The organism is Methylobacterium sp. GXF4 (assembly GCF_000272495.1).
Lineage (GTDB): Bacteria > Pseudomonadota > Alphaproteobacteria > Rhizobiales > Beijerinckiaceae > Methylobacterium > Methylobacterium brachiatum.
In genome coordinates this window covers 1-16,381 of sequence record NZ_AKFK01000098.1, presented here as the reverse complement: position 1 = coordinate 16,381, position 16,381 = coordinate 1, and the positions used below count along the sequence as shown (strand labels likewise).

Annotated in this window: 17 protein-coding genes; 8 read left to right on the top strand and 9 right to left on the bottom strand. The window is 66.7% G+C overall.

Going from position 1 to position 16,381, the window contains the following annotated elements; translation table 11 throughout:
• Both WYO_RS26750 and WYO_RS26745 read left to right on the top strand, forming a co-directional pair.
• Positions 1–621 (top strand): ABC transporter substrate-binding protein (locus tag WYO_RS26750; RefSeq protein WP_007568629.1); only part of this gene is annotated, 621 nt, incomplete at its 5' end.
• A gap of 157 nt (positions 622–778) precedes the next feature.
• Positions 779–1,684, top strand: a complete 906-nt coding sequence (locus tag WYO_RS26745; RefSeq protein WP_007568628.1) for an EamA family transporter — start codon at positions 779–781, stop codon at positions 1,682–1,684.
• 200 nt (positions 1,685–1,884) lie between these two features.
• Here the strand turns inward: WYO_RS26745 and WYO_RS26740 are convergent, their stop codons facing one another.
• The 5 genes from WYO_RS26740 to WYO_RS26720 form a co-directional block, all read right to left on the bottom strand.
• Entirely contained in the window at positions 1,885–3,051 is a 1,167-nt protein-coding gene (locus WYO_RS26740; protein WP_007568627.1) for a Xaa-Pro peptidase family protein, read from the bottom strand.
• A 14-nt stretch (positions 3,052–3,065) separates the two neighbouring features.
• Positions 3,066–3,746: a GntR family transcriptional regulator gene (locus WYO_RS26735; RefSeq protein WP_007568626.1), complete on the bottom strand. Its 681-nt coding sequence runs from the start codon at positions 3,744–3,746 to the stop codon at positions 3,066–3,068.
• 70 nt (positions 3,747–3,816) lie between these two features.
• Complete coding sequence (locus WYO_RS26730; protein ID WP_007568625.1) at positions 3,817–4,614, bottom strand: transporter substrate-binding domain-containing protein; 798 nt, start codon at positions 4,612–4,614, stop codon at positions 3,817–3,819.
• Between the two features lie 66 nt (positions 4,615–4,680).
• Positions 4,681–5,364, bottom strand: coding sequence for an amino acid ABC transporter permease (locus WYO_RS26725; RefSeq protein ID WP_007568624.1), 684 nt, complete (start codon positions 5,362–5,364; stop codon positions 4,681–4,683).
• 34 nt (positions 5,365–5,398) lie between these two features.
• Entirely contained in the window at positions 5,399–6,205 is an 807-nt protein-coding gene (locus tag WYO_RS26720; RefSeq protein ID WP_007568623.1) for an amino acid ABC transporter ATP-binding protein, read from the bottom strand.
• A 150-nt stretch (positions 6,206–6,355) separates the two neighbouring features.
• Between WYO_RS26720 and WYO_RS26715 the strand changes: the two genes are divergently transcribed.
• Genes WYO_RS26715 through WYO_RS26690 form a run of 6 tightly spaced genes read left to right on the top strand, consistent with a single transcriptional unit; the run spans position 6,356 to position 11,764 of the window.
• A complete protein-coding gene (locus tag WYO_RS26715; RefSeq protein WP_007568622.1) occupies positions 6,356–7,465 on the top strand; it encodes a hydroxyacid dehydrogenase in 1,110 nt (369 codons plus the stop codon).
• 29 nt (positions 7,466–7,494) lie between these two features.
• Entirely contained in the window at positions 7,495–8,745 is a 1,251-nt protein-coding gene (locus WYO_RS26710) for a Zn-dependent hydrolase (RefSeq protein WP_039904396.1), read from the top strand.
• A 35-nt stretch (positions 8,746–8,780) separates the two neighbouring features.
• On the top strand, positions 8,781–9,554 hold the full coding sequence (locus WYO_RS26705) for a 5-oxoprolinase subunit PxpA (RefSeq protein WP_007568620.1): 774 nt from the start codon (positions 8,781–8,783) through the stop codon (positions 9,552–9,554).
• Positions 9,547–10,281 carry a 5-oxoprolinase subunit PxpB gene (gene pxpB, locus WYO_RS26700; protein WP_007568619.1) on the top strand — a complete coding sequence of 245 codons (735 nt, stop codon included), beginning with the start codon at positions 9,547–9,549 and terminating at the stop codon, positions 10,279–10,281. The genes WYO_RS26705 and pxpB overlap by 8 nt, the downstream gene beginning before the upstream one ends.
• A complete protein-coding gene (locus WYO_RS26695; RefSeq protein WP_007568617.1) occupies positions 10,274–11,308 on the top strand; it encodes a biotin-dependent carboxyltransferase family protein in 1,035 nt (344 codons plus the stop codon). The genes pxpB and WYO_RS26695 overlap by 8 nt, the downstream gene beginning before the upstream one ends.
• Before the next feature lie 42 nt (positions 11,309–11,350).
• On the top strand, positions 11,351–11,764 hold the full coding sequence (locus tag WYO_RS26690) for a VOC family protein (protein ID WP_007568615.1): 414 nt from the start codon (positions 11,351–11,353) through the stop codon (positions 11,762–11,764).
• 211 nt (positions 11,765–11,975) lie between these two features.
• On the opposite strand, the gene WYO_RS26685 is transcribed toward WYO_RS26690, so the two are convergent.
• From WYO_RS26685 to WYO_RS29170, 4 genes are all read right to left on the bottom strand, one after another.
• Complete coding sequence (locus WYO_RS26685) at positions 11,976–12,608, bottom strand: tyrosine-type recombinase/integrase (RefSeq protein WP_007568613.1); 633 nt, start codon at positions 12,606–12,608, stop codon at positions 11,976–11,978.
• Positions 12,609–13,212: 604 nt separating this feature from the next.
• Positions 13,213–14,871 (bottom strand): FAD-dependent monooxygenase, encoded by a 1,659-nt coding sequence (locus tag WYO_RS26680; protein ID WP_007568611.1) that lies wholly within the window; start codon positions 14,869–14,871, stop codon positions 13,213–13,215.
• Positions 14,872–14,900: 29 nt separating this feature from the next.
• Positions 14,901–15,269, bottom strand: coding sequence for an antibiotic biosynthesis monooxygenase family protein (locus WYO_RS26675; RefSeq protein ID WP_007568609.1), 369 nt, complete (start codon positions 15,267–15,269; stop codon positions 14,901–14,903).
• Position 15,270: 1 nt separating this feature from the next.
• Positions 15,271–15,843, bottom strand: a complete 573-nt coding sequence (locus WYO_RS29170) for a MarR family transcriptional regulator (protein WP_348270304.1) — start codon at positions 15,841–15,843, stop codon at positions 15,271–15,273.
• Between the last annotated feature and the right edge of the window lie 538 nt (positions 15,844–16,381).

Sequence of the window (16,381 nt, the reverse complement as noted above, 5' to 3'; positions counted from 1 at the left end):
AACACCAGCTTCGCGTTCGATTCGGCCAAGGCCAACGCGCTCCTCGACGAGGCCGGCTGGGCGAAGGGCTCCGACGGCATCCGGGCCAAGGACGGCAAGCGTCTGAAGCTGCTGTTCCAGACCTCGATCAACGCCCCGCGCCAGAAGACCCAGGCGATCATCAAGCAAGCGGCCGCCAAGGCCGGGATCGAGATCGAACTGAAATCGGTCACCGGCTCGGTGTTCTTCTCCTCCGACCCGGCCAACCCCGACACCTACCCGCATTTCTACGCGGACATGGAGATGTACACGAACAACATGACCCAGGCGGATCCGGCGATCTGGCTGCTCCAGTACGTCTCCTGGGAGGTCGCCACCAAGGAGAACAAGTGGCAGGGCCGCAACGTCGTGCGCTGGCGCAACGACACCTACGACGCGGCCTACAACGCCGCTCAGAGCGAGCTCGACCCGATCAAGCGGGCGGCGCTTCTGATCAAGTGCAACGACCTCGCGGTCTCGGAGAACGTGCTGCCGCTGATCCACCGAGCGAAGGTATCGGCGGTGGGCGCACGACTCGCTGCCTTACAAAGCGGTTGGGACAACGACCTGTCGTTCCTGCCCGACTGGTACAGGGAGGCCTGAGCGGGAGGCGAGCACCATGGGCACCTACATCGCGCGACGGCTTCTGATCGCGCTTCCCAGCGCAATCCGTCGTCGCTCCACGTTTCCCAGGCTTGGACCGGTGCTTGTCATGAGCGGCTGGCGATGAGTGCAGCATGAGTGTCGGGAGCGATCCGGCGTGAGCCGCCTCGTAGCCTTCGGCATCATGGCGCTGATCTGGGGAGTGACGTGGTTGCCCACGAAGATCGCCACGCAGGCCGTCCCGCCGATCTTCCTCGCCACGGCGCGCTTCCTCCTTTCCAGCGTCCTGTTCCTCGTCATCGTAAGCGTACGGGGCCTGCCACTGCGCATACATGGGTTCGGCCGGATCGTCGGCGCCTCGCTCCTCATCACGACTGGCTGCTATAGCTTCGTGTTCTGGGGTGTCGCTCACGCTCCCAGCGGCCTATCGGCGATCGTCAATCTGTCGCTGATGCCGATATTCCTCGCGTTCATCGGTTTCCTCTACGGCCAAGAGCGCCTCAGCGCGCGTCGAGTCGGCGCCATCGGACTCGGTATCAGCGGGCTCGTGCTCCTGTTCTCCGGCCGGGCTGAAGCCGCGCAAGATGGCGTTACGGTGGTGCTCGCTCTCGCTTCGGTGGCATTCGGCACGGCCTGCTACGCCTGGGGCTCGGTGATCAGCCGGCCCTTGACGCAGACAATGCCGCCAATGGTTCTCGCTTTTTGGGAGACGCTCATCGGCGCGATCGGGCTCGTGCCCGTGTCGTTGCTCCTCGAGGGCTACGATCCAGGCCGCTTCGTCGCCCTCTGGGATGGGCGGGTGCTATTCTGCCTTGGCGTGATGGTCATCGGCGGCTCGCTAACCGGCTTCTCTATCTTTCTTTGGCTGGTGCGGGACTGGGGCGCCTTCCGCGCCGGCCTGTATGCCTTCGTCAGCCCGGTGATCGCAGTTGCGATCGGCGTCATCTACGCGCACGAGCCCTTCGGATGGGTGGAGGCATCGGGTATGGGGATCATGCTCGCAGCGACCGCGTTGGCGCTCACCGAGCGGCCACCTGTGCAGGTCGACCGAGACACCTCTTGAGCCATTCATGACGTAAGGCGCACTCCATTACTCCGAAGTTCGGTCGCGCCGCCATCACAGCTTGTGCCGCAAGAACGCATTTGACTGCAGTAAGTCGGGAGCGGTCGACCGGGTCTCGCCGTAAGCAGAATCACAGTTCTGGACTAGAGGCGCCGGAAAAGCGGACGAGCCCCTTTCGATCTAACAGGTATCTGGCGGCCTCACCGCAGCGTCAGGGCGCGGGGCAGGTCCGAGAGGGGTTCGGCCCCATGCTTGGTGACAATGACTGTCTCGGATGCGCCGACGGTCCAGGCGCCATAGCGGCGCAAGGTCGCCGGCAGGTGAAAGACCATGCCCGGCTCGATCGGCCGGTCGACGCCGGTGAAGAGGCTGAGCAGGCCACCCTCGCCCCAGTCAGGCGCGAAGGCGATACCCATCGAGTAGCCGATGCGCTTGCGGAAGGCTGGGCCGTAGCCCGCCGCGTCGATGATGGCTTGGGCGGCCTCGTGAGGGACGGAGCAGGGGCGGCCCGGTCGGATTGCATCGAGGGCCGCGTCGAGTGCTCGCAGCGCGCAATCCATCATCCGCCGCGCCTCGGACGGCGGCTCGCCGATCCAGACGCTGCGCATCAGTGCCGCATGATAGCGAGCATGGCTGCCTGCAAGTTCAAGGAACACCGCGTCGCCCGCTTCCAGCCGGCGCCGGCGCCACGTCATGTGTGGCAGCCCGCTGCGGGGGCCCGACGAGATCAGGGGCTCCATCGCCATCGCCTCGGACCCGGCCGTCGTGGCGGCGGCGAGCATAGCGGCGGCGACCGCGTTCTCGTCGTTGCCCACTGTGCAGGCCGCGATGCCGGCCGCGAGCCCAGCCTGCGCGTAACGGGCGGCGGCCCGGATCGCCTTCAGCTCGATCGCTGACTTCACTGTCCGCAGGGGGCCGAGGAGGCCTGACCCGTCTGGAATCGGGTCGATGCCGAGCGCCATGCCGATCCGCGCCGCCAGGGCGGGCGAGACGAACCAGCCGTCCCGCTCCAGCGCCGGCCGGGCGAAGCCCCGGCGGCGCACGAGAGCGGCAAGGGCGTCGGCCGGGTCGGTCCCGTCTGGATAGGCCTGGATGTCGTCGAGCCAGGTATTGGCCGCCGCCCCCGGCAATTCGAGCTGGCGCACCAGCAAGGCCGGCTCTCCCTTCACCGGCAGCACGAGGGCCTGAAAAGCGAAGTAGCCCGCCGTCTGGCGGCCGGTCAGCCAGTAGATCGCCTCCGGACCGGTCACCACCAGAGCATCGTGGCCGGCGGCGGCGATTGCAGCCCGTGCCGCCATCTGCCGCGCGGCGAACTCCGCCTCCGGGAAGGCCGCCTCACAGCCGCGCAGGTTCGCAAATTCATCCATCGCGCCGCCACACCTTAAAATTCGCTCAGGCGGCGAATGATGCCCAGCTTGAAGTTTTCGAGATGAGCCGCAATGGCATCGGCCGCCGCCGCCGGGTCCCCGGCCCGCAGGGCGGCGACCACCGCCAAGTGCTCGCGATGCACGGCCTCGAACCGTTCGGGCATCCGGCTCAGGTTGAACATCTGCGTCTTGAGCCGCAGGTCCTTGATCGTCTTGGCCAGGATCGCATTGTGACTGTGATCGGCGAACAGTTCGTGGAAACAGCGGTCGACCTCCCAGTTGCCCGGGGCATCCGGATCCCCGGCCGCCAGGAGCGCCTCGATCTGTCCCTGTAAATCCTCCAGCACGGCGTCGGCGATCCGGCCCGCGGCGAGCACGACGCTCTCCCGTTCCAGCAGGCGGCGGACGTGCAGGATCTCGATCAGCTCGCGCAGGGAAAACTCCTTCACGACGAGCATCCCGCCGGGCTGCCGCTCGATCAGGCCCTCGGTCTCCAGCCGCGACATCGCCTCGCGGGTCGGCGTGCGCGAGATGTCGAGCATCTCGGCGAGGCGACGCTCGTGCAGCACGGTCCCTGCCGGAAGGTCGCGCCGCACCAGCATGTCGAGCAGCTTGTCATAGGCCTTCTGACCCAGGCTCTGTTCGCGCCGGGCGTTGAGCGCCGTCGTGTACGACGATGCGTCAAGGGTCTTCATCGATTCCTCCCGGAGCGGCCGGCCGGGCCGCCCCCGTCTTCTTGTCGGTATGCCGTGTCGCAGCGGCCTTTCACATGGCATTCGTGCGGATCGGCTCCTTCGGCGCCGGGTCATAGCCGATCAGCGGGGTGATGAGCTTGGCATAGGTTCCGTCGGCGACCATCTCGGCTAGGGCTTTGTTGACGGCCGCGTGCAGGTTCGGCTTCCCTTTCTTGATGGCAAAGCCTTTCTGGATGGTGCTGAGCGGGGTCTCGATCATCACCAGCGGCAGCTTGCGGGCTTTGATCGCGTAGTTGCCGGCCACCGCGTCATTGATCACCGCGTCGATGTTGCCACCGACGAGGTCCTGCATGGCGTCCGCGGCGGTCTTGTAGCTCTTCAAGGTGGCACCGTGGTCCTCGGCGAGCTTGCCGAAGGTTGAGGCCGAAAGAGCGCCCACATTCCGGCCCTTTAGATCGTCCGGACCCTTGATGCCCGTATCCTTGCGGGTGACGATCCGTGCCCCGGATTCAAGCCACCCGTCCGCGAAGGCGACCTGCTTCTGCCGGGCGGGCGTGATGTCCATCGACTCGCTGGTGATGTCGTACTGATCGGCCATCAGGCCGATCAGCAGGGCATCGAACTTGACGTTCACGGGGCTGTATTCCACCCCCAGCCTGCGACATACCTCGCGCATCACCCGGACCTCCAGCCCGTCGAGCTCGCCGCTCGGCGTACGCATGCTGAAGGGCGCGAAGGTGCTGTCGGTCGCCACGATCAGCTTGCCGGGCTCAATCAGTTCCAGCTTGCCCTCGGCCGCCCGGGCCGCGGGAGCAGCCAACAGGCCGGTGCAGAGGGCGACGAGTGCGAGGAGGTGTCGGCGGTTCATAGCAATCTCCAATGTTGGGACGGGGCGAGAGGTGTGAGCCGCGGCCTGACACTCAGCAGGCGGGGCTCAGGACAGACGGGCGTAGCGCCGCTCGAAGTAGGCGGAGAGCTGCGACAGGATCGAAGTGAGGCCGAGATAGATCAGTGCCGCCGCGATGTAGAAATCGAACGGGCGAAAAGTGGTTGCGATCATGAGTTGCGCGTAGAGTGTCAGCTCGACCACCGTAATCGTCGAGAGTAACGACGTGTTCTTGACCGACGAGATCGCTTCGTTGGTGAGCGACGGCAGAATCATGCGGAAGACTTGCGGCATTACGATCCGCGCCATCATGATCCGCGGGTTCATGCCCAAGGCCAAGGCCGATTCCATCTGACCCCGGGGGATCGCCGTGAGGCCGGCACGGATGGTCTCGGCTACGTAGGCGCCGCTGCTGACGCCCAGCGCGATGATCCCGGCGGTGATCGGCGACAGCTTCACGCCGATCTGCGGCATGCCGAAATAGACGATGAACACTTGCACAAGGGTCGGCGTGCCCCGGATAAACCAGACGTAGAAGCTCGCCAGTGCCCGGAAGGGCGCGAAGGACGAGCGCTTGCCCAGCGCCCCGAGCAGGCCGCAGACCCAGCTCACAAGGATGCTCGCCACCGTAACGCCGAGAACGACGATGGTCGCCGATAGGAAGCCAGGGCCGTAGGTGACGACCTCTTCCGAGAGGCTGAGCCACCAGTCCTGAATTGTCGTGACGCTCATCGCCGTCCGAACTCCCCGCTGGATATGCGGCTGCTCACGCCGAGTGCCCGAGGCCGACCGGCTCGTGCAGCACGCGCCGGAGGAAGTGGCGCAACCGCTCGCTCCGAGGGGCACCGATGACTTCTTTCGGCGGGCCGTCCTCAGCGATCACGCCGCCGTCGAAGAACAGGGTGCGGGTGCCGACGTCCCTGGCGAAGGCCATCTCGTGGGTGACGAGCAGCATCGTCATCCCGTCCGCCGCGAGGGAGGCCATCAGCGCCAGCACCTCGCCCACCAGCTCCGGATCGAGGGCCGAGGTCACCTCGTCGAACAGCATCACCTTGGGTGCCATCGCCAGGGCGCGCACGATCGCCACGCGCTGCTGCTGCCCACCCGAGAGCTTCGACGGGTAGGCTTGCTTCTTCTCGTATAGGCCGATGCGCTGGAGCAGCGCCTCAGCCTCCGCCACCGCCTGCCGGCGCGGCATTCGTCGCACTCGGATCGGTGCCTCGACGACGTTCTCCAGCACGGTCATGTGCGGCCAAAGATTATAACTCTGGAAGACCATGCCGATCCGCGCCCGCAATTCGCAGAGCTGCTGCGGGGTCGGCTGACGACGAGCGCCCAGCTCATAGTCGAAGGCGAATCGCTCGAAATCCATGAAGCCGGAGGTCGGCGTCTCCATAAGGTTCAGGCACCGCAGGAACGTGCTCTTGCCCGAGCCGCTCGCGCCGATGATCGACACCACTTCGCCCTCGTGGATATCGAGGGAGATACCCTTCAGGACCTCGTTGGCACCGTAGCTCTTGTGAAGCTTCCTGATTTTCAGGAGTGGCGTCGTAGCGGTCTCGATCTCAGTCATAGTTCAACCTTATTCGTTTTCATAACTTCGATTTTGATTGTTAAACTACCTTAAAACATGAAGCTATAGCAGATTTTTGCTTTAAATTTCAAGCGTATTGCTGAGGTATGCCGATATGTACTAGATTTTTATGTTGCCAGCATTGAGGCGATGCGATACCTTCATCGGTATACCATCGGCATTCAAGCGGTATTTATGAGCAGAGCTGCCTCGTACGTGTTCACCGAACCTTCCTTCCGCCGTTCCCCCTCCGCGGAACCCTCCGGGCTCTGCCTCATCGTTCAGCCGATCCACGAAGCCGGGCTGGCGCGCCTCCGGGCGGCGGGGCTTGAGACCCGGATCGCAACCGACCTCGCCCCCGCGACTCTCGCCCGCGAGGCGGCCAACTGTGTCGCGGTGATCACGCGCAACGGCGGCTTCCCCGCAGAGGCGGTGGTGGCTGCGCCCCGGCTGAGGGTGATCGGGGTTCATGGCACCGGGACTGACCCGGTGGCCGTTCCCGAGGCGACGCGGGCGGGAATCCCGGTCGTCAACACGCCGGGGGCCAATGCCCAGTCCGTCGCCGAGCACGCGATCGGGCTGATCTTCGCCCTAGCGAAAGCGATCCCGCAGGCCGACCGGGCCATGCGGGAAGGCGACCACAATTTCCGCTACGGCGCACGCCTCGTGGAGCTCGCCGGGCTGACGCTCGGTCTCGTGGGGTTTGGTGCCATTGGGCAGGCGACCGGACAACTGGCGTCGGCCCTCGGCATGGACGTGCTCGCCTATGGCCCAACACGGCCCGATTCCGACTTCGAGGCCATAGGAGCCGAGCGCGCTACTTCTCTGCCGGACCTCCTCACCCGGGCCGACGTGGTCTCCCTCCACCTGCCGCTCACGCCCCAGACCCGTGGGCTGATCGGTTCGGGGGAGCTGACCCGCATGAAGGCTGGCGCTTTTTTGATCAACACTGCCCGTGGTGCCCTGGTGGACGAGGGCGCCCTGGGCAAGGCTCTCGCTGCGGGGACCATTGCTGGCGCGGGGCTCGACGTGGTGTCGGGAGACGCGCTCGCGCACGACCATCCGCTCCATGCTGAGCGGCGGGCGATCCTTACCCCCCATGTCGCGGCATCCACCGAGGCGGCCCTGATCCGTGCAGCCGAGCGGGTCGCCGGGCAGGTGGTCGACGTGCTCGCCGGCCGCCGCCCACCGAACCTCGTCAACGCGGAGGTCTGGGATCGGCGGCGGCAGGGTGAACCGTCCGCGGAGTTTCCGGCATGAACGGGTTAGGGGCTGCAACGGGCGCAGATTTGATCGCCATTGACCCGGACTTCTGCGCCGGACTGTTCGCGGAGCTCCTGTCCTTCAGCCGCGACGAGCCGGGGGTCACGCGGGCTGCATACGGCGAGGGGGAGGAGCAGGCCCACGCCCTTATGCGAGCGACCGGGCTCGCACTGGGTCTGAAGCCCGAGTGCGATGCCGCCGGCAATCTCTTCCTGACAATGGTGGGACGCGACCCGGCACTGTCACCCTGGATGGTCGGCTCGCATGTGGATACGGTACCGCACGGTGGTAACTTCGACGGTGCGGCCGGGGTGATTGGTGGCCTCGCAGCCCTTGAAGCCCTGCGCCGGGCGGGCCTCGTGCCCACGCGCCCGGTGACGGTGGCGGTGTTCCGGGCCGAAGAGAGCGTGTGGTTCCCCGCCTCCTATGTCGGCAGCCGCGCCGCCTTCGGCTTGCTGCCGCCCGACTTGCTCGACCTGCCCCGCGCCGATTCCGGCCGGAGCCTGCGCGACCACATGGCTGAGCTCGGCCTGCGGCCGGAGGCTGTGGCGCGGGGCGAGCGGCTGCTCGACCCGACGCGGATCCACGGTTTTGTGGAACTGCATATCGAGCAGGGTCCGGCGCTGGAGGCGACCGGGGTCCCGGTAGGCTTCGTCACGGCGATCAGCGGCAGCTTCCGCTACCGCAAGGCCGCCTGCTTCGGCCGCTACGGCCATTCCGGCGCGGTCGCGCGGTCCGAGCGCAGTGACGCCGTCTTCGCCCTCGCCGACCTGATCACCGGCCTCGATGCCCTGTGGGGAACGCTGGAGGCGGAAGGGCGGCCGGCCACGATCACGCTGGGCGAGGTCACCACTGACCCGGTCCAGCACTCCTTCGCCAAGATCCCCGGCGAGGTCCGCTTCTGCCTCGACGTGCGCAGCACCGAGCCAGCCGTTCTGGACCGGATCGAGGCGGTTTTGGCCGAATTGGTTGCCACCATCGAGGCCGCCCGCGGCGTGCGCTTCGTCCTGGGCGAGCGCACCGGCAGCACGCCGGCCCGAATGAGCTCAGCGTTGGTCGAGGCCCTGTCGGGCCATGCGCGCCGGCTCGGGATGCCGTTCCGGACCATGCAGAGCGGGGCGGGACACGACACAGCGACCCTCGCCGGTCAGGGCGTGCCAAGCACGATGATCTTCATCCGCAATCAAAACGGCAGCCATAACCCGCACGAGGCAATGCGGATCGAGGATCTGTGCGCCGCCGCGACCCTGGTGGCGCACCTCGTCGCAGAAGCCTGACCCCGCAGACAGAACTCACGCGGAAGGATGCACCGATGATCGTCGATCTGAACTGCGACATGGGCGAGGGCTTCGGCGTCTACCGCCTCGGCGACGACGCCGAGATGCTGACGGTGGCGACCTCCGCCAACATCGCCTGCGGCTTCCACGCGGGTGACCCGCTGGTGATGCACGAGACCCTGCGCGGCGCCGCCGCGAACGGCGTGCAGGCCGGCGCGCATCCAAGCTTCCTCGACCTCTGGGGCTTCGGCCGGCGGCCGATCCACGGCGAACGCCCGGCCGACATCGAGAAGGCGGTTCTCTACCAGGTCGGCGCCCTCCTGGCGCTCGCCCAGGATGCCGGCTGCCCAGTCCGCCACGTGAAGACGCACGGGGCGATGGGCAACATGGCCAACGAGGATGCCGACCTCGCCGTAGCGGTGGCGCGGGCGATCCGCACCCTCGACCGCGACCTGATCTTCGTGGTCATGCCGGGCCTGGAGACCGAGAAGGCCGGCGAGAAGGTCGGCCTGCTGATCGCGCGCGAGATCTACGCCGACCGCGCCTACGCGGATGATGGCACCCTCGTCTCGCGCAAGATCCCCGGCGCCGTGCTGCACGATCCCGACTCCGTCTCTAAGCGCGTGATGCGGATGCTGGAGGATGGGGCGATCACCAGCCTATCCGGCCGGCGCATCCCGACGCGGATCGACACGATCTGCGTTCACGGCGACACGCTCGGCGCCGTCGCCATGGGACGCCGCCTGCGCGAGGATTGCTCCGCCAAGGGCATCGGTCTGCGTCCAATGGCTGAGGTGCTTGGTGTCTGAGCCTGGCTATCGCCTCCTCAATTGCGGCGATCGCGCCCTGACGGTCGAACTTGGCAAGACGGTTGATCCTGCGGTCAACGCGCAGGTCATCGCCCTCGACGAGGCGATCCGCGGCGCTGGACGGCCAGGCCTCTTGGAGACGGTGCCGACCTATCGCTCGCTCCTGGTCGTCTACGACCCGGAGTTGTTGCCCCGGGTCGAACTTGCGGCGCTGATCGCCGCCCACTGGCCGCCCCCGGAAGCAAAGACCGGCGCGGGCCGCCGCTGGCGGATACCAGTCAATTATGGCGGCGAGCACGGGGCCGACCTCGCCTCGCTTGCGGCCGGGGTCGGCTTGAGCCCGGAGGAGGTGGTCGCCCTCCATGCCGGCCGCGATTACCGTGTCTACATGATCGGCTTCGCCCCTGGCTTCGCCTATCTCGGCGGCCTCGATCCTCGCATCCAGGCGAGCCGGCGCACCGATCCCCGACCCAAGACCCCGGCGGGCAGTGTATCCATCGGTGGGAACCAGACCGGCGTCTCGCCGCCCCTGGAGCTGCCGAGCGGCTGGCAACTCATCGGCCGCACGCCCGCCCGCTCCTACGATCCGGCGCGGGCCGAGCCGTTCCTGTTCACGGCGGGAGATTTGATCCGGTTCGACCCCATAGGCCGCGCCGAATTCGATGCTCTCAGCGAGGCCGCCCGTGCCGGCGAGACCGTCGCCACCTTGGAGCGCATCGATGGCTGAAGGCCTGCGCGTCGTCGCCCCTGGTGTCGCCTCGACCCTGCAGGATTCTGGTCGGCAGGGCTACCTGCGCTACGGCATCTCCGGGTCCGGGGCGATGGATCCCGATTTGCTGGCCCTGGCCAACGCCCTTGTCGGCAATCCGCTCGACACGGCGGTGATCGAGATGGCGATGGTCGGCCCCACCTTCGTCTGCGAGGTGGAAACCTGCCGCATCGCCCTCGCCGGGGCGCCGTTCGCGATGAGCCTGAATGGGCGCATACTCGACCCCTTCACCGCCCACGACCTACGGCGGGGGGATCGGCTCATCCTGGGCGCCCCACGGCAAGGCTTACGGGCCTGCCTCGCGGTCGCAGGGGGCTTCGCTGTGGCGCCGATGCTCGCCAGCGTCTCGACGCATACCCGCACTCGCCTAGGTGGCCTAGACGGCAATCCTCTCGCCGCCGGCGACCTGCTACCCCTCGGCGCGCCCAAGTTCAGCGACCGACCGCTGACCCTGCCGCTGCTCCACCGGCCACGTTTAGGCGGTCCGATCCGGGTTGTTCTCGGGCCGCAGGCCGACAGCTTCACCGAAGAGGGTCTGCGAACCTTCCTCTCCGCGCCCTACACGCTCACCGCGCGGGCGGACCGGATGGGCTGCCACCTCGACGGGCCGCCGATCGCCCATGCAGACGGCTTCAACATAGTCTCAGACGGGATCGTGAACGGCTCGATCCAGGTGCCCGGACACGGACGCCCCCTCATCCTGCTCGCCGACCGCCACACCACCGGAGGGTATCCGAAGATCGCCACGGTGATCTCGGCCGATCTCGGTCGCCTGGCGCAGGTGCGGCCGGGCGAAACGATTGTGTTCGAAGCCGTTACCGTCGAGAAGGCCCAGTCCCTCGCCCGTGAGGCGAGACGTACCCTCGCAGCGCGACGGGCGGCCCTCGTACCGGCCGGCGGCGCAGAGCTCGACAGCGCATTCCTGCTGTCCTGTAACCTCATCGGTGGCGTCATCTCGGCGAGCGCCCTCGAACCGGCCGCCTGAGGGCGCGACGGCTCCGTCCAGACACAACGAAAAGGCTTATTGATGCTCACGCCATTCCACCTCGCCTACCACGTCACCGACCTCGACGCGGCGCGCCGCTTCTACGGCGGTGTGCTCGGCTGCCGGGAGGGGCGCAGCACAGAGACCTGGGTGGATTTCGATTTCTTCGGCCATCAGATCTCGCTGCATCTGGGTGAGCCCTTCGCAACGACCCGAACCGGAAAGGTCGGCAACCACATGGTGATGATGCCCCATCTCGGCGTGGTGCTGCCACTCGACACCTGGCAGGCACTGGCCGCCCGCATTGAGGCGGAGGGGGTTGCTTTTGACATCCCACCGGTAATCCGTTTCGCGGGGGAGCCCGGCGAGCAGCGCACGATGTTCTTCTTCGACCCAAGTGGCAACCCCATCGAAATCAAGGGTTTCAGGGATCTCAAGAGCGTCTTCGAAGACTGAATTGCATTCGCGGTTAGCTCTGACGCGCCTGAATGCCGGCTCGTACGTTTCGTAACGCAGTCGAGCCGACGGGAGGCGGAGCACTGAAGTGAATCGCCGTTGAATGTCCGCTCCGAGGAAAAGGAGGAAGGCGTTTAAATGACTGAAATGGGCGCATTCCTGCCAGGCTGGTTCTGAAGCCCCTCGACACTGACGTCGAGGGGCCAGACGCTCAAATCTCAGTTCCTTCGGCCAGGGTCAGAGCATCCTCGACGTCGACACCGAGGTGCCTGACCGTGCTCTCGATCTTGGTATGGCCGAGCAGAATTTGGACGGCACGCAGGTTGCCGGTCCGCTTGTAGATCAACGACGCCTTCGTGCGGCGGAGGGAGTGGGTGCCATAGTCCTCGCTCCGCAGCCCGATGCCTGTCACCCACTCGTCGACCAAGCGTGCATACTGCCGGGTGCTAATGTGCGTGACACCGTCGAGCCTGCTTGGGAAGGCATAGTCGTCGAGCGTTCCGCCCCTGGCCTCCAGCCATGCCAGGATGCTGGTACGGGCTGGTTCGAGCAACTCGAACTGCACTGGTCGGCCGGTCTTGCGCTTGATGACGATGGCCCGGCTACGGACGCGACCCCCGCTTGCGAGGTCGCCGATTTTGAGCTTGAAGATGTCGCAGCCGCGCAGTTTGCTGTCGATAGCGAGGTCGAACATTGCCCGGTCGCGCACGCGCCGTTCGCGGTCGGGCCAGAATCGGATGGCCCAGACCTGCTGAGGTTTGAGGGCTCGTTTGGCGCCGAGCTTGCGGCCGGCGTTCCAGGCCGTCCGCCCTTTCGTGGCTGGATCGTGTGCAGAGTGTCCCATCCTCTGTCTCCTCATCGGCTCGTGCCGACGAGGCGAGGAGACACCCGAACCAAGGCTCTGAAGACGCAGACATAAGTGGACATTCCGCATGCGACCCAACCCAGCCGCCCGGATCGCCATGGCAGTGTCTCCGAAGCGGCCATGCGTCTGCCTTCCGGCAGGCGCTACTCGCACTGGGTCTGAAATGGACCGGGCGAGCACCAGCCCCTCTCACCGACGCCGGAAGTCACGACCAGATACAGAAAGCCTGCCGCGAACACGACGCCAGCGAGAGCGGCGATCACCAGCGTTCGAAGAGCATCACGGATCATGACAGCCCCCTTCCTCATGCAGCCTTCACGCGGACGGTACGGGCTTCTGCAGCGGGTCGTGACCGGACCCCCTTCTATTTCCGCTTCAATGCATCCGCCGTCCGGAAACGGACGGGCAGAAGACGACCCGACGCGGCCGCTCATATCGCCATCGGCGCTGCCCGAAAGCGGCCGTTCGTCAGCCCTCGATAGTTTCAGCAAGGGGGCGTGAAGCCAACCATGCCCCTGAAGTCGGCATCCCCATTCACTGGCCGAGCGGCTCCATGCGAGAAGCAGCTAAGGCGCCGTTTGGCTCATGTCATGAAGGTCCGCCGGCAATATGCGGTCAGGCGCTCGGGTCGGTCGGCCGCGCCGCGATAGGCGATATGCCCATCCGGACGGACGAGGACGAGGGCGGATTGACCTTCCAAGCCGTAGGCGCCGTGCGCCTTGCCGTCCAGGTCCGACAACACTGGCGCTCCTCCCGCCTCCGAAACAGGACCCGCCAGGACGAGACGGGGTCGTACCCAGCCCCACGGGGCGACGGCCTCGATGGCGGCGCGCAGCGAAGCGCCGGCTTGGGTCGACCGACCATCGAAACACAGCAAGGCCCAGCCCGTCGTCACGCCGTCCGGGTTGTAGATGAACGGGAACAGCGACGTCGTCCGGCCCTCGACTGTCACCTCGGCCTCGGGAGCTCGCTCGCCGGCTCCCGGTCCGCGCTGGAGGAGATGGGTCACACCCGAAAGGTGGTCCTCGTTGAGCGGGCTCTTCGGGTAGCTGACCGAAAGCTGCTGCAGATCGTCCGTACCCTGGAGCAGGGCGCCGATGCCGGGCACCACCTTGGCCGCCAGCCCGAGAGCCACGTCCGTGACGGGTCCCCGGTAGACGGTCCGGCGGAAGCCCTTCGCCTGTTGCGCGCTGAGCCTGGCGTGCTCGCCGCCACGCTCGGCATCGTAGGATTCCAGAACGACGGAGGCCGCCTGTCCGCGGAGCACCGCCGCGAGCCGCCACGCGATCTCGACCGCATCATGCAGCCCGGCGTTCATGCCCTGGCCGCCGATGGGCAGGGACAGGTGCCCGGCATCCCCGGCGAGGAACACGCGGCCCCGCGCGTAGCCAGGGGAGACGCCATATTGGAAGCGGCTGTGCGTAAGCCATTGCGGATCGCTTAGCGTCAGGGTCTCGTCGCCCGTGACCTCGCGGGCCACCGACTGGATCTCGTCGAGCGTCGGATCCCGGTCTGGCACGCCCCCGTCGTCGGCCAGGAAGAACAGCCGGTGATAGCCGCCCCAGACCGGCATCACGCCGCAGAAGCCCCGCTCGTAGTAGAAGAACCAGAGCTGGTCGGGCTCCAGGGAACGCCGCCAGGACAGCTTGGCGTCGACCTGACGGTTCATCCGCCCCTCAAACCGCTCCGGTTCGAAGTCGAGGTCGAGCAGGGGGCGCGCCGTGCTCTTGGCGCCGTCGGCCGCGACGAGGTAGCGGCAGCGCAGGCGTTCTTCCGGTACGTCGTCGCCGCGCCTCACCGTGACGGTCACGCCGTCCCGGTCTTGCACGACGGACACGAGCTTGCCGCCGCGCTGCATCCGGCCGCCGCGCCCTTCGTAGGTTTCGATCAGGGTCGTCTCGATGACGTCCTGCCCGCTGTAGAGGACCTGCGGGTGGGGGCTGGTGACGTCGTCGATCCGGATCGGCGTCGTCGGCGTGCCGTTCATGAAGAAGTTCACCAGCCGGACCGGGTATGCACGCTCCGCGATGGCGTCGCGCAGGCCAACGGAGGCCAGAAGTTCCTGAGGCCGCGCCCAAAGGTTGTTGGCCCGGGAATACGCCCGGACCTCGGTTCGCTCCTCCAGGATCAGGCAATCGACACCGTGGTGGCGCAGGGCGCACCCCGTGGTCAGGCCGACGGGGCCGGCGCCGACGACGATGACCTCGGCGTCGTAATTTGCAGTGGTCGCTTCAGATTGCATGGGTGCCTCGGGCTGGAGAACGGCGGGGCTCACGCCGCGCAGATGCCAGGCACGTCCACCTTACGGAACAGGTGCGGGCTGACCGTTGCGGTCTCGGGGTAGTCCGACAGGCGGGCCCGGAACTCGGGGTTGGTGAAGGCTGCCCGGAAGTCGGCGACGCTGTCCCAGACGGCGTAATTCAGGAACACCCCGCTGCCGGCGATGCCGCGATGCAGCTGGGTCGAGACGAAGCCGGGCTGCCGCGTCATGACCTCCGCGTCGGCCGTCCAGGCAGTGACCAGGCGGTCGGCATCGGCGGGGTGGGCAACGAAGGTGTTGATCAGGACGACCGGGCCGCCCTCGTCCTTCAGTTGGTCCGCCAGGGTGACGGTCCGATCCAGCTCGATGAACTTGGGCATGTCAGGCTCCTTGTGTCTGGGGTTGCGCCTCTATGGCGGCCGCCGGATCGGACCCCTCGATCCGGTGCTGCATCTCGCGCAGCAGGGTGCCGGCGGCCTCGAACGCCTCGGCCGAGAGACCAGCAGTAAGGGCATCGGCCCAGCGCTCCTGCCGTGCGATGGCCGCTCGATAGGCGGTGTCTCCCCGCTCCGTCGCCACGACCAGCATGGCCCTGCGGTGATGCGGATTGGGTTCGAGGCAGACGAAGCCGTCGGCCCGCATGTCGTCGACCAGGCGCTGAACGGCCTGCCGGGTCAGGCCCATGTTGCGGGCGATATGGGCGACCGGCAGCGGCACGGGCGAAAGCGCGATGGCGCCCAGCACCTGCCACCGGGCGCTCGTCAGGCCGAGGTCGCCGACCAGCGCATCGCCGGCTGCGAGCAGGTCCCCGTTCATGCGGAAAACCTCGATGACGAGGCCGGTCCAGGCCCGCCGAAGGCGCTCCTCGTCAGGCGCAATGCCTTTTGTCTTCGTTCTCATGGACACCGATATGGGGCTTTGAATCAGGTCGTCAACATGACAATGTATTGTCATGTTGACGACCTAGCGCCGCTCTGGGACGCTCCATCCAGCTCGCACAGCAATCAAATTCTGGTCGTCGCCCCGTTCGGGAGCTCGTTGCCCTGCTCGGCGGCGATGCCGAGGCCGTGGAGGAGGTCGCACCGCTGTTGCAGCCGATATGCCGGGAAACCGAGACGCTCGCACCGGTCATGACCCGAAGGCGCAAACCGTGAGGAGCAGCGGAGCATCGCGATGGAGCGTCCGCTTCGATATTTCGTCTTCCCATAAGCGGATGGACTGCTTTCCACCCGACCCGAACGTAACTCATCCATCATGAAGCTGCCACGAATCGGACCTTCCGAGGGTCTGTGAAGGGTTGCAAGCGGTCCCCGAGGCCATGTCAGCTTCGATGCATCCGCCGTCCGGAAGCAGACAGGCCGAAAACCACCCACCCCGGTCATCGAGAGCCACATTCCAGCGGACTGGGAGTGGCCGAAAGCCGCCGGTCCGCTTCGGGATACGCGAGGCGGGAAAGCGGACACGCGGCTTGCGACCCACAACAGCCATGTGG

Excerpts from the sequence above, each read along its gene's own strand:
- WYO_RS26675 (WP_007568609.1), bottom strand. The coding sequence starts at position 15,269 with ATGCCCAAGTTCATCGAGCTGGATCGGACCGTCACCCTGGCGGACCAA.
- WYO_RS26690 (WP_007568615.1), top strand. The coding sequence starts at position 11,351 with ATGCTCACGCCATTCCACCTCGCCTACCACGTCACCGACCTCGACGCG.
- WYO_RS26705 (WP_007568620.1), top strand. The coding sequence starts at position 8,781 with ATGATCGTCGATCTGAACTGCGACATGGGCGAGGGCTTCGGCGTCTAC.
- WYO_RS26740 (WP_007568627.1), bottom strand. The coding sequence starts at position 3,051 with ATGGATGAATTTGCGAACCTGCGCGGCTGTGAGGCGGCCTTCCCGGAG.
- WYO_RS26715 (WP_007568622.1), top strand. The coding sequence starts at position 6,356 with ATGCGATACCTTCATCGGTATACCATCGGCATTCAAGCGGTATTTATG.
- WYO_RS26730 (WP_007568625.1), bottom strand. The coding sequence starts at position 4,614 with ATGAACCGCCGACACCTCCTCGCACTCGTCGCCCTCTGCACCGGCCTG.
- WYO_RS26720 (WP_007568623.1), bottom strand. The coding sequence starts at position 6,205 with ATGACTGAGATCGAGACCGCTACGACGCCACTCCTGAAAATCAGGAAG.
- WYO_RS29170 (WP_348270304.1), bottom strand. The coding sequence starts at position 15,843 with ATGACAATACATTGTCATGTTGACGACCTGATTCAAAGCCCCATATCG.
- WYO_RS26680 (WP_007568611.1), bottom strand. The coding sequence starts at position 14,871 with ATGCAATCTGAAGCGACCACTGCAAATTACGACGCCGAGGTCATCGTC.
- WYO_RS26725 (WP_007568624.1), bottom strand. The coding sequence starts at position 5,364 with ATGAGCGTCACGACAATTCAGGACTGGTGGCTCAGCCTCTCGGAAGAG.
- WYO_RS26685 (WP_007568613.1), bottom strand. The coding sequence starts at position 12,608 with ATGGGACACTCTGCACACGATCCAGCCACGAAAGGGCGGACGGCCTGG.
- WYO_RS26735 (WP_007568626.1), bottom strand. The coding sequence starts at position 3,746 with ATGAAGACCCTTGACGCATCGTCGTACACGACGGCGCTCAACGCCCGG.
- WYO_RS26695 (WP_007568617.1), top strand. The coding sequence starts at position 10,274 with ATGGCTGAAGGCCTGCGCGTCGTCGCCCCTGGTGTCGCCTCGACCCTG.